Source organism: Prevotella aff. ruminicola Tc2-24 (assembly GCF_900110895.1).
Lineage (GTDB): Bacteria > Bacteroidota > Bacteroidia > Bacteroidales > Bacteroidaceae > Prevotella.
Map to the genome: position 1 here is coordinate 1 of NZ_FOIQ01000003.1, position 12,534 is coordinate 12,534.

The window sequence follows — 12,534 nt, forward strand, 5'->3', positions numbered from 1 at the left end:
TAATCCGCATTTCTACGGGCTATGCCCTACTAAGGGGAAGGTTGGATACGCGTTACTCACCCGTGCGCCGGTCGCCATCTATCAAAGCAAGCTTCGATAATGCTGCCCCTCGACTTGCATGTGTTAAGCCTGTAGCTAGCGTTCATCCTGAGCCAGGATCAAACTCTTCACTGTAAAAAATATCTTTATCCCTTACGGAATGTTATCTGTCTCAGAACGACTATCCAGTATCAAGTAATTGTTTAAAAGAATAAACGGTTCGTTTCTTCTACCCAAGAGCATCACTACAATGCTCTCGCTTCTTGTACTACTTCTGTCTATGTAAATCTTTCAAAGAACTCTTTCTTGTTTGCCTCAGCCTGGATTTTTAGGCGAAAGCGGATGCAAAGGTACGACAAATTTTGATACCATCCAAATTTTGGAGAAGAAAAATTGCAGAAAGATGAAAGATTTTCGTGTTTATTGACATTTTTACACTTATTCTTCATCAAGAAGGGGACTGAAGCATCCGAAAGCTCCAGTCCCCTTCCTATTATATTACTTATGTACGAGCGACGATTGATTACTCGCGGCGCCCGAAAATCCTCAATAGATAGATGAAGAGATTCACAAAGTCGAGATAGAGAGAGAGTGCGCCCAGCAGTGCCAGTTTCTGTGCAGCCTCTCCGGCATCAGGAGCCATCATCAACATCTGTTTGATCTTCTGAGAATCGTATGCCGTCAGTCCGACGAAGATCAGAACACCGATATAGCTCACGACAGTCTCCATGAGAGAGCTCTTCAGGAAAATGTTCACGATCGTAGCAATAATCAGTCCGATGAGTGCCATGAAGAGAATCTTCCCCATCGAAGATAGATCAGTCTTCGTTGTATATCCGATCAGCGCCATCACCGCGAAGGTACCAGCTGTGATGAAGAACACGCTAGCGATGCTCGACATGGTGTAGAGCACGAAGATGAACGACAGCGTTGCACCGTTAATCACGGAATACAAGACAAAAAGGAGCGTGGCTGTAGTCAGCGACAGTCTGTTGATGGCAGAACTGATTGCCACGACAAGTCCGAACTCCGCGATAATCAGTCCCCAGAACAGGATACTGTTAGTAGCTATCGCCGTCAGCAAGCCAGGACTTGTTGCCACACCATACGCCGTTACGCCAGTAATCACCAGCGCCAGCGTCATCCACACATACACTTTCCGCATCAGGGCAGGAAAAGCAGCCGACATCGAGAGCTCCTGCTCGCGAGTCATGCCATCGAAATTCAATTCATTATAATTCATAGGTCTCATTTTTTCGTTTTTTACATTAGCATTACTGCAAATATGATGCCACAAAGGTAAGCAATTACTTTTAATAAAACATCAAACAGAATCATAAAATACCCTATTATTTGTATTTTTGGAACTTTTTCACTATATTTGTCCCCACTAACAATCTATTAAACTACACTGGAAACATAAAAGTCTTGGTGATGGGAGCGCAGGCTGCCAGAAGTGCAACCGTACTCTTACTGCCAGAGTAGGCATCATCGCAAAAGTAAAACAACTTGTTTTACCTTCATAGAAGGCATCCTTTACACCCGTATCAGGCATCCCTTACAAGGTAAAACAAGTTGTTTTACTTTTAAAGATATGTCACCTGACAGATAAAGGTCCTATCGGCACGACCATCAAGTCCTATGAGAAACGATTAAGAAGACCGATAATCAAGTTGACATCCTCGTCTTGAAGCGTCTGATTACACGGCAGACTGAGTTCCTGGGCATGAATCAGTTCCGTGATGGGATACGACTGCTGAGCCCATTCACGATAGCAATGCTGCTTGTGCGGAGGTATCGGATAATGTATCTGCGTCTCCACACCATTCTCCAGGAGATACCGCTGCAGTTCGTCGCGACGTTCGCAGAAGACAGGGAAGATGTGCCAGACACAATCCCTGTCGGACACGGGAATATGTATCAGCGGGTTGCTCACCTTATTATAATATATAGCAGCCACCTCCCTGCGGCGGTCGTTCTCCACCTCGAGATAGCGCAGCTTCACGTCGAGCACAGCTGCCTGGATCTCGTCCATCCGGGAGTTACGTCCCTTGCAGTCGAAGATATATTTCCCAGAAGCGCCGTAGTTGCCCAGCATCGCCACGACACGTGCCAGCTCCTTGTCGTCGGTCGTCACAGCCCCGGCATCACCTAAGGCACCAAGGTTCTTTCCCGGATAGAAGCTATGGCCGGCGGCATCGCCCAAGGATCCCGTACGACGGAAGCCATGAGACGTCACACAGCCATGCGCCTGAGCATTATCCTCGATGAGCTTCAGTCCGTGGTCTGTGCAGATCTCCCCTATCCGCTCCGTATAGGCACAGCGCCCATAGAGATGAACGATCATGACGGCACGGGTACGTTCTGTGATGGCACGCTCTATCAAGGCATCATCAATCTGAAGAGTATTGATGTCAGGTTCCACCAATACCGGTTTCAGTCTGTTAGCCGTGACGGCCAGGATACTGGCGATATACGTGTTTGCAGGCACGATGACCTCGTCGCCTTCCGTCATCACACCCAACTCCATATAAGCGCGGAAGATCATAGTCAGCGCATCGAGTCCATTACCACAGCCGACACAATAGCGGCTGCCAATGAACGATGCGTAGTGACTCTCGAACTGCTGCGTGGCCTCCCCCTTCAGGTACCAGCCACTGTTGAGCACCCTACCGACGGCCTGTCGTATCTCCGCATCGTGCAGGTCGTTGATCCGTTTCAGGTCCAGATACTTGATCATAGTGTCCACTCGTATGTATCGTAACAGACGGCCCTGGCACCAAAGCCCTCCTTCTGGAATACCAGTTGCTCGTTCAGGTCACAGCCGCTGCCCACCGTCGACTTCCCGAAGTCGAAGAACGACGTATCGGCATAATCGTGCCTCAATATCTGCTCATATAAAGCATCGACCGCATGCAGCTGTTTCCCCTTCTCATTGGCCGAGATATACTGGGCATGCGCCACACGGTCGCACAAATAGAGTATGGTTCCGCCCACGACCTCCTCCTCAGCAGAAGCCAGGTACAGTCGGATACGTTCAGGAAAGCGGGCATGAAGCCGCTGCATCTCTTCCAGAGTATGTACCGGCGACACGCCATACCTTGTCTGCAGATTACGTGTCAGCAGAGGCCAGAAAGCAGAGAAGTCATCGCTCGGCGCCACGCACACGCCCTTCTTCCGAGCCTCGGATACAGCATACCTGCGACCGTGACTCCATCTGGCAGGTGCCTTCGGGATCAGAGCCGACGAAAGATCGCGCCCCACCAGTCGGGCATGGCAGATGACAAACAACGCATAGAGATCCTCCTCGGAAGGAAGGCGGTGATAGATCCAAGGCACAGGCTTATACACCACCCGTCGTACCCCTTCCGAACGCAGCCAACCGTTGAGTTCCAAGAACAGCTCACAGATACCGGCTGCCGAAGCTCGCTCATCGGTAATCAGACCACCGTAGGTCAGTCCTTGATGCGAGAACAACGTATCGTCCTGTCGGTTGGCAGGTAGCAGGGCATAGAGACCTTTGGCATCGTAGATCATCAACGAACAGTCATGGAAACGGTCACTGTGATAATCCATATAACGACGGTCGAAGAGGAACGTGCCGTTCTTCGACCGTGCGACGAGCTCGTTCCACGCGTCGCTCAAACCGTCATGATACCGTCTTATCTCGAACATCCCACGTACCTCAGGAACTCATCATAATCGTAGATATAATCATCCTCCTCATAGTGCTCGGAGGCCAGCACCAGACAGACGGCTCCCGAAGAGAAATCGTCGAGCGTACGCCAGATATCCGTGTCGATCAGCAAGCCCTGCCACGGATGGTTCAGTAAGACCGTCTTCCGCTCGTAGCCATTGTCGAGTGTCACATGAAAAGAGCCGCTGACGGCGATGACGAACTGACGTAACCGTTTATGTGCATGACCGCCACGGCAACCGCCGCCTGGCACGTCATACACCCAATAGGCACGCTTGATGTCGAAAGGCACCATATCGGCCCCCTCGGCAACCGTGAGGTTACCGCGGGGGTCCGTTATCCTCGGTAGATCGATAATCTTAATGTCCAAACTTCTCATAGGGATCGGTGCCTAAGACCGTCTTGGCAAGACGCTTAGCCTTATCACGCAGAGCGTTGACATCGTCGCCAACCTCACCATAGCAGAGAACGACACCCATACGACGACCCTTATGAGCCTCCGGCTTACCGAAGATACGGATACGGGTACGGTCTTCCTTCAGAGCCTCGTCGAAGTTATAGTCGAGCAGCGAACGGTCGACCGGTGTGGAGGCCTCCTTCGGCGAGAGGATCACGGCACTGGCACCGGCATGCTCCAGATGGATGGCAGGGATAGGCAATCCCATCACGGCACGGAAGTGCAGTTCAAACTCACTGAGGTTCGTGGTATGTCCGAGCGTGACCATACCGGTGTCATGCGGACGGGGAGAGAGCTCGGAGAAGATCACCTCGCCCTGTTTCGTCAGGAAGAACTCCACACCCCAGATACCGGCACCTGTCAAGGCCTTCGTCACCTTATCAGCCATGCTCTGCGCCTGTTTCAAGGCCTCATCGGAGATCTTATATGGCTGCCATGACTCACGGTAGTCACCAGCCTTCTGCACATGACCGATCGGCGGGCAGAACAGTGTAGGCCAACCGTTCTTCTGGGTGACGGTCAACAAGGTAAACTCAGAATCGAAGTCGATAAACTCCTCGATGATCACCTCCTTCACATCACCACGAGAGCCTTCCATCGCATCCTTGAAAGCCTGCTCCAGCTCACCATCATTATGCACGTAGCTCTGACCATGGCCAGATGACGACATCAGAGGTTTCACCACACAGGGGAAGCCAATCTCGTCGGCTGCCGCCTTGAACTCCTCGAAGGTCTTGGCATAGAAGTACTTGGCCGTACGCAGACCGAGTTCCTTAGAGGCCAGATCACGGATGGCACGACGGTTCATCGTGAAGTTCACGGCACGGGCAGAAGGAGTGACCTGGATGCCCTGCTCCTCGAACTTAAAGAGGCGCTCCGTACGGATGGCCTCGATCTCAGGCACGATGATGTCGGGCTTGTGTTTGTTGACGACCGCCTCGAGGGCATCGCCATCAAGCATTGAAAACACCTCACGCTCGTCGGCCACCTGCATGGCCGGTGCATTGTCATAACGGTCACAAGCTATCACGTACTGACCAGCACGCATAGCGGCTATCACGAACTCCTTACCGAGTTCACCAGAGCCTAAAAGTAGTATCTTCTTCATATCTTTTGTATTTGTTTAATCATTTGCCATTCGGGAGTGACAGCGAGTCGGCGGACACACTGGTCGAGACGAGCCATCGTATCCTCCTGAGAGAGGCCCAAGTCTGAGGCGATCTCCTGAAGTGACTTACGCTCGGAGCCGAAGAGACCATAATAATGGGTTACGGCTTCTTCTTCCTCAGGAGGGAGCAGATAGAGCAGATGCTCCAGATAGTGTTCCATCTGAGGGGTGATGCTCATAGGGTTCAGACCTATGTGCACCAGGAATGAGTGGAGGGAGCGGGTTAATGCATCCATATGACAGATTTGCCGTGAAACGGCACCACATTTATATTATTTATTTATGAGACAGCAACGCACCTCACCTAGCGGTTGGCATACATGCTGTCGTAGTATTTCTGATAGTCGCCGGAAGTGACATTGTCGAGCCACTCCTGATGGTCGAGATACCAACGGACGGTCTTCTCTATACCCTCCTCGAACTGGAGGCTCGGCTCCCAACCAAGTTCTTTCTGGAGTTTCGTCGAGTCGATGGCATAGCGCAGATCATGACCGGCTCGGTCAGTGACGAAGGTGATCAGATCCATATCCTCGTCCTCCTTGCGGCCCAACAAACGGTCGACGGTCTTAATCAGTACCTTGATGATATCGATATTCTTCCACTCGTTGAAGCCACCGATGTTATAGGTCTCGCCAGTCTTTCCCTGATGGAAGATAAGATCGATGGCACGTGCATGATCCTCGACATAGAGCCAGTCGCGCACGTTCTCACCCTTACCATAGACAGGCAGCGGCTTACGGTGGCGGATATTATTGATAAAGAGCGGTATCAGTTTCTCAGGGAACTGATACGGACCGTAGTTGTTCGAGCAGTTGGTCACAACCACAGGCACACCATAGGTGTCGTAGAAGGCACGCACGAAATGATCACTCGACGCCTTAGCGGCAGAATACGGAGAGTGCGGATTGTATTTCGTGGTCTCCAGGAAGAACTGCTCACCGTACGCCAGATGGTGCTCCGATGAGGAGGCGGTTGTGGTGAACGGCGGTTCTATGCCCTCAGGATGAGTCAGTTCAAGAGCGCCATATACCTCATCGGTCGAGATATGGTAGAAACGTTTGCCCTCGAACTTCTCCGGCAGCGACTCCCAATAGAGTTTCGCCGCCTGCAGTAGTGAGAGCGTTCCCATCACGTTTGTCCTGGCGAAGGTAAAGGGATCCTTGATACTACGGTCCACATGACTCTCAGCGGCAAGATGAATGATGCCGTCGACCTTCTTATCCTGCATCAGCTTGTAGAAAGCATCGAAGTCGCAGATATCCATCTTCACAAACTCATAATTGGGCTTGTCCTCGATATCCTTGAGATTGGCCAGATTACCGGCATAAGTCAACTTATCGAGGTTGATGATACGATAATCCGGATATTTGTTCACGAAGAGACGCACCACATGACTTCCTATAAAGCCCGCACCCCCTGTAATAACTATCGTCCTCATATCTATCTTATTGATAATATTCTTATTGATCCCCTAAAGCGATGACCTCCAGATCCTTGAACGTCTTTCCGTCGATGGTCAGACGAACAAGCGTACGGTCCTTCTGCCATCCCTGTTGTCCTGCCGCTCCGGGATTAATATGTAACAGTCCCAGTGTCTTGTCGTATTTCACTCTCAGGATATGCGAGTGACCAGTGATAAACAACTGCGGCGGATTGGCAAAGAGCGTTGAGCGTATGCTGGGATCATAATTACCGGGATAGCCACCGATATGTTTGATGAGCACATCCACATCCTCGCACTTGAAACGGTTCACTTCACGATACATCAGACGCAGGTCGCCACCGTCGCAGTTGCCGCAGACCGCCCTGAAAGGACGGAAAGCAGCCAGTCGTTCGGCCACCTCAACGCTACCGATATCACCGGCATGCCATATCTCATCACACGAATCGAAGTAATATTCGTACTTATCGTCCCAATAGGCATGTGTGTCGCTTATGATTCCTATCCTCTTCATCCCTTTTCCCTTAGCTGAACGACATTATATCTTAAAGCGTTTCCGGATAAACTCCGCGATAAGTTTCTCGGTCTCCACGATACCTAACACGCTGGAGTCGATACACAGATCATAGCTGGCCGCATAGCCCCATCTCTTGCCCGTATAATAGTTGTAATACTCCGCACGCTGGTTCTCACGTTTCTCGATATAGTTCCGCGCAGCCTCCTCATCGAGATGCTGCTTGTTCATAATCTGCCGGATGCGATAGTCCATAGAGGCAGTCACAAAGATATTCACCACATTCGGTAAATCGCGAAGCACGTAATCGGCACAACGCCCGACAAACACGCAGGAGCTCTCAGCGGCAGCCTTCCTGATGGCATCGCTCTGAAACTGGAACAGACTCTCCTGCGAGAAATTCGACTTATAGAGACTGCTTCCACTGAAATGCGATGTCTGCACATTGAACAGGCCTTTGAGGAATCCCTTCCGTTCGTCGTTCTCCTCGAAGAACTTCTCTGAGAATCCACTCTCCTTTGCGGCCAGGTTCAACAGCTCACGGTCGTAATACTTTGCGCCGAAGTCGAGAGCCAGCATTCTACCGATATCATGACCACCACTTCCGAGTTGTCGACCCACATTAATGATTATATTTCCCATAAGCTTTGAGTTTTCTAATATACCATATCAGCATCGGTATCGTCATCGAGAACGAGCCGAAATCGCTCACCGGCATTGCATACCACACGCCATCCAGTCCCCAGAACATCGGGAAGACATATGCCATCGGCAGTAACAGGATCAGTTGGCGTGACAACGAGAGAAAGATGCTCACCTTAACTTTCCCGATGCACTGGAAGAAATTGGTGATCACAGCCTGAGAACCCACCACAAAGAACACGAGCATATCAAGTTTAATGCCTCGTGCCGACATCTCCAGCAGGGTCGGATCGGCCGTAAAGATACGGGCGATCTGTCGAGGGAAGAGCATCGAGAGCGCCCATCCTACCAACAAGATCGTCGTAGCACAAGCGATGGCCAGCCACAGGCAGCGAAACATACGGTCGAATTTCTCGGCTCCGTAGTTATAACCCACGATAGGTTGCATGCCCTGAGTGATGCCGATGACGAACATGAAGAACACCATCACCATCGAGTTAGCTATCGAATAGGCGCCTACAGCCATGTCGCCGCCATAGCGCACAAACTGATTATTCATGAAAATCACGATGACACATGCCGTGGCATTCATCAAGAACGGCGACACACCGATACTGATGATATTCCGCACCAGATCCCTCTTCAACTTATAGATGCCACGCTTCAGATGAAGCAGTTCTTTCCTGTTCGAGAAGATCCACATCTGCCAGCATAAAGCCATCGACTGCGAAGTGACCGTTGCCAAGGCCGCTCCACGGATGCCCCAGCGGAACCACCACACGAAGGCCACCACCAACAGGATATTCATGCCCACGGTGAACAGCGTGGCATACATGGCGTGACGCGGCTTACCAGCAGCACGGAGCACAGCGTTCATACCGAAATACATATGTGTCACCATGTTACCCAACAAGATCACCGTCATGAACTCACGGGCATATGGCAGTGTTGCGTCCGAAGCACCAAAGAACCGGAGGATCGGATTCAAGAACACAAGACAGACCACCATAAACAAGAAGCCGATGATCAGGTTCAAAGTCACGGTATTACCCAACAGGTTTTCTGCCGTCTTATAGTCTCTCTGTCCGAGTTTGACGCTGATACATGTCGAGGAGCCCACGCCCACAGCGGCACCGAATGCCGCACTCAGGTTCATAAAAGGAAACGTGATGCCCAGACCAGCGATGGCTTCCGGTCCCACAATCTGACCAATCATGGCACGGTCAATGATGTTATAGAGGCTTGAAGCCGTCATGGCCACAATGGCAGGCAGAGCATATTGCCACAGCAAAGCGCCCACGGGTTTTTGCCCCAATTCAAGCGCTGCCTTCCTGTTATCTGTCACACTTTTTTCTTTCTCCATATATTACGGTTGCAAAGATACGAATAAATAAGCGAAAAGCCAAATTAATTTAGGCTTTTCGCTCGATTTTTCCTTATCATATTTTTATTTCTTAATTAATATTAGTACCTTTGCATCCGTTATGCTTTTCCGCCGTCTGTCAAAGTCCATCGTTTTCCTGTTGCTTGCGCTTCTATGCCACACGACAGCAAACGCAAGAAACAATCCTAAGATGAGATATCCTGGGGGAAAGTTCTATATCTACAGGTATACGCTCAAAGACAAACAAGGTTCACCCTATTCGCTTGAGCATCCCAGCAGATGGCTGTCTCACAAGGCGATAGAGCGCCGCCGCAGACAAGGACTGGCAGTCGATTCGACCGACCTGCCCGTGAGCAGTACCTATCTAAAGCTTTTTGAAAAGACATCCGACGAAACGGTCAAGAACGATTCGAAACGATCATCGGAATGGACCATTATCGGTACTAGCCGATGGAACAATACGATTCTCGTCCGTTCCAATGACACGATCCTTCTGGATAAACTTGCGACACTCAGTTGTGTGGCCGAAGCCAAGAAGGTATGGACATCACCCGACTCTATCCTGAGGAAGATTCATAAGGTTACGGCGCGCGAGACGTTCTGTACTTGGGACAGCATCAAAGGCGAGAGCTATGGCAACGGGCGTGAGCAGATAGAGATGTTGGCAGGCCATCGTCTGCACAGCATCGGTCTGAGAGGAAAAGGCATGACCATCGCTGTGCTTGACGGCGGTTTTCAGAACGTTAATGCGATTCCTGCCCTGCAGCATTCGGGTATTATCGGAACAAAGGATTTCGTCTATCCCAACAGCACACATTTCTTCCAAGAGACCGATCACGGCACGAAGGTTCTATCGGCCATGGCAGTCAACGAGCCCGAGGTGCTCATCGGTACGGCTCCAGACGCCCGTTACTGGCTCTTGCGCTGCGAGGATCAACAGACAGAACAGCCTGTCGAAGAAGACTACTGGGCCATGGCGGCAGAGTTTGCCGACTCTGTCGGCGTAGACATCATCAGCTCTAGTCTTGGTTACAACGAGTATGATGGCTATCCCGGCTATTACCACCAGCACGACCTGGACGGGCAGACAGCGCTCATCAGTCGGTCTGCCTCTATGTTGGCCAAGAAAGGCATCATTCTCGTCAACTCGGCCGGCAACTCAGGCATGGGCCCCTGGAAGAAGATCGTCTTCCCTGCCGATGCCCATGACATTCTGACCGTCGGAGCCTTGAACACAGAAAAGGAAAATGCACCGTTCAGCGGTGTCGGTCCGACACAAGACGGTCGTGTCAAACCAGACGTAATGGCTTTAGGGAGTCCTGCAGCACTGATCTCCGGAAGAGGAACGGTGGCCAGAGACATGGGAACGTCATTCTCCACGCCCACCATAGCGGGACTGGCGGCTTGTCTGTGGCAGGCTTTCCCCGAGAAGACAGCCCTTGAGATTATCCAACTTATCAGGGAGAACAGCAGTAACCACCAGAAGCCCGACAATATCTGTGGCTACGGCATACCGAATTTCTGGCGAGCATATATGGTAGGAAAAATGACAGAGAGATGAAGAACAATCCTATAACCCTATACGAACTCAACCGACTGGTCAAGGAGGTCATCGAGAGTGAGATGCCCAACGAATATTGGGTAGAGGCCGAACTGTCGGAATGCCGAGAATCGAGAGGGCATTGTTATATGGAACTGATCCAATACGACGAAAACGGCGACTCCCTTGGGACAGCCAAAAATTCGGGGTTGTTCGGCACGCCGACCAGATCTGGGCCTATCGCCAAGGCTTCTGCCAAATGCTGGGCCTCGAAATGGATGGTCATACGACCATATTTCGAGCGTACCACAGGACAACAACTCCATGCCGGCATGAAAGTGCTGCTCAGGGTATACCCGCAGTTCCACGAGGCCTACGGTTTCTCGTGGATCGTCACTGACATCGATCCTACCTATACGATGGGTGACATGGCACGAAAGCGACAAGAGATTATCCGGCAGTTAAAGGAAGCCGGTATCTTCGACCTACAGAAAGAGCTTCGACTGCCCCTATTCTGTCAGCATATCGCCGTTATATCCAGTGAGACGGCTGCCGGCTATGGCGACTTCTGCAACCAGTTGGCCGACAACCCCTACGGCTTCCAGTTCCAGACACAACTCTTCCCCGCCATCATGCAGGGTGAAGGTACAGCACAGAGTATTATCACAGCCTTGGAGAAGATCTATAATCATGTAGACTTTGACTGTGTGGTTATCATCAGAGGTGGCGGTGCCACCAGCGACCTATCGGGCTTTGATGCCTTAGAGCTTGCAGAGAACGTAGCTAATTTCCCCCTGCCGATTATCACCGGTATCGGGCATGACCGCGACGAGTCGGTCGTCGACATGGTCAGTCATATCAGGGTCAAGACCCCTACAGCTGCTGCTGCCCTGCTCATCTCACATCTGAAAGAGATACTAGACACCATTAACGACACCCAGGAGCATCTGACCCGTTATGCACAACAGAAGTTGTCAACAGCCAACTATCAACTGTCGGCCATCGCCATCGCTCTCCCCCGCATCTTCTCCACGGTGAAGATCCATCAGGAGGCCCGCATCGACAGTCTATACAGTCGGCTCGCACATTGTTGCAGTGACAAAACATCATCGCTTAGCTCCAGACTAACAGCACTTGAGGAGCGCCTACCAATGCTCATCGAACGCCGTCTGCTCTCTGAATGTCATCGTCTGCAACTCATCGAGGAGAAGACCAAAGGACTCGACCCGAGGTTACTCTTGAAACGAGGCTATAGCATCACCCTTCATCAGGGGAAGGTGATACGTTCTTCGGAGCAACTACATCAGGGCGACGAGATTGAGACCCTACTGGAAAAAGGAACCATCAAATCTATCATCAAATGAAAAAAGAGACCAAATATGAAGAGGCCATGGCCGAATTGCAGGACATCGTCCGCAGGATGGAGAATGACGAGTTGGACATTGATCAGATGACAGCACAACTCAAGCGCGCACAAGAGCTCATTAAGCTCTGCAAGGACAAACTGACCAAGACCGACGAGGAGATTAAGAAAATCCTATCGGAAAAAGACTGATCCAACAAGAAAAAAGTAACAATTTAAAAAGATTTTAACCAAAAAAGTTGCGGATGTGCAGTAAATTGTGTACTTTTGCACCTAATTTGAAACTTTA

The 12,534-nt window shown here is 50.9% G+C and carries 13 protein-coding genes and 1 rRNA gene; 3 read left to right on the forward strand and 11 right to left on the reverse strand.

Going from position 1 to position 12,534, the window contains the following annotated elements; all coding sequences use genetic code 11:
* The 11 genes from BMY63_RS06250 to BMY63_RS06300 form a co-directional block, all read right to left on the reverse strand.
* Positions 1-174: ribosomal RNA gene (locus BMY63_RS06250) — 16S ribosomal RNA — on the reverse strand; the annotation flags it as partial.
* 388 nt (positions 175-562) lie between these two features.
* The gene (locus tag BMY63_RS06255; protein ID WP_091915855.1) at positions 563-1,282 is read right to left on the reverse strand and encodes a Bax inhibitor-1/YccA family protein; all 720 of its coding nucleotides are present in this window, start codon (positions 1,280-1,282) and stop codon (positions 563-565) included.
* Between the two features lie 396 nt (positions 1,283-1,678).
* Positions 1,679-2,779 carry a DegT/DnrJ/EryC1/StrS family aminotransferase gene (locus BMY63_RS06260; protein WP_091915857.1) on the reverse strand — a complete coding sequence of 367 codons (1,101 nt, stop codon included), beginning with the start codon at positions 2,777-2,779 and terminating at the stop codon, positions 1,679-1,681.
* Positions 2,776-3,714, reverse strand: coding sequence for a GNAT family N-acetyltransferase (locus tag BMY63_RS06265; protein ID WP_091915469.1), 939 nt, complete (start codon positions 3,712-3,714; stop codon positions 2,776-2,778). Before BMY63_RS06265 ends, BMY63_RS06260 begins: the two co-directional genes overlap by 4 nt.
* A complete protein-coding gene (locus tag BMY63_RS06270) occupies positions 3,702-4,115 on the reverse strand; it encodes a sugar 3,4-ketoisomerase (protein ID WP_177178396.1) in 414 nt (137 codons plus the stop codon). The genes BMY63_RS06265 and BMY63_RS06270 overlap by 13 nt, the downstream gene beginning before the upstream one ends.
* A complete protein-coding gene (gene purT / locus BMY63_RS06275) occupies positions 4,096-5,301 on the reverse strand; it encodes a formate-dependent phosphoribosylglycinamide formyltransferase (protein ID WP_091915473.1) in 1,206 nt (401 codons plus the stop codon). Before purT ends, BMY63_RS06270 begins: the two co-directional genes overlap by 20 nt.
* Entirely contained in the window at positions 5,298-5,597 is a 300-nt protein-coding gene (locus BMY63_RS06280; protein ID WP_091915475.1) for a sigma factor-like helix-turn-helix DNA-binding protein, read from the reverse strand. The genes purT and BMY63_RS06280 overlap by 4 nt, the downstream gene beginning before the upstream one ends.
* Positions 5,598-5,665: 68 nt before the next feature.
* Complete coding sequence (locus tag BMY63_RS06285; protein WP_091915477.1) at positions 5,666-6,799, reverse strand: dTDP-glucose 4,6-dehydratase; 1,134 nt, start codon at positions 6,797-6,799, stop codon at positions 5,666-5,668.
* 22 nt (positions 6,800-6,821) lie between these two features.
* Positions 6,822-7,316: a metallophosphoesterase family protein gene (locus tag BMY63_RS06290; protein ID WP_091915479.1), complete on the reverse strand. Its 495-nt coding sequence runs from the start codon at positions 7,314-7,316 to the stop codon at positions 6,822-6,824.
* Between the two features lie 24 nt (positions 7,317-7,340).
* Entirely contained in the window at positions 7,341-7,958 is a 618-nt protein-coding gene (locus BMY63_RS06295; RefSeq protein WP_091901583.1) for a cytidylate kinase-like family protein, read from the reverse strand.
* Entirely contained in the window at positions 7,939-9,321 is a 1,383-nt protein-coding gene (locus tag BMY63_RS06300; RefSeq protein WP_091915481.1) for an MATE family efflux transporter, read from the reverse strand. The genes BMY63_RS06295 and BMY63_RS06300 overlap by 20 nt, the downstream gene beginning before the upstream one ends.
* A 211-nt stretch (positions 9,322-9,532) precedes the next feature.
* Between BMY63_RS06300 and BMY63_RS06305 the strand changes: the two genes are divergently transcribed.
* The 3 genes from BMY63_RS06305 to xseB are packed head-to-tail and all read left to right on the forward strand — an operon-like array spanning position 9,533 to position 12,437.
* Positions 9,533-10,903, forward strand: coding sequence for a S8 family peptidase (locus tag BMY63_RS06305; RefSeq protein WP_091915483.1), 1,371 nt, complete (start codon positions 9,533-9,535; stop codon positions 10,901-10,903).
* Positions 10,900-12,246 (forward strand): exodeoxyribonuclease VII large subunit, encoded by a 1,347-nt coding sequence (gene xseA, locus BMY63_RS06310; protein WP_091915485.1) that lies wholly within the window; start codon positions 10,900-10,902, stop codon positions 12,244-12,246. The genes BMY63_RS06305 and xseA overlap by 4 nt, the downstream gene beginning before the upstream one ends.
* The gene (xseB, locus tag BMY63_RS06315; RefSeq protein ID WP_091901574.1) at positions 12,243-12,437 is read left to right on the forward strand and encodes an exodeoxyribonuclease VII small subunit; all 195 of its coding nucleotides are present in this window, start codon (positions 12,243-12,245) and stop codon (positions 12,435-12,437) included. The genes xseA and xseB overlap by 4 nt, the downstream gene beginning before the upstream one ends.
* The last annotated feature ends 97 nt before the right edge of the window (positions 12,438-12,534 follow it).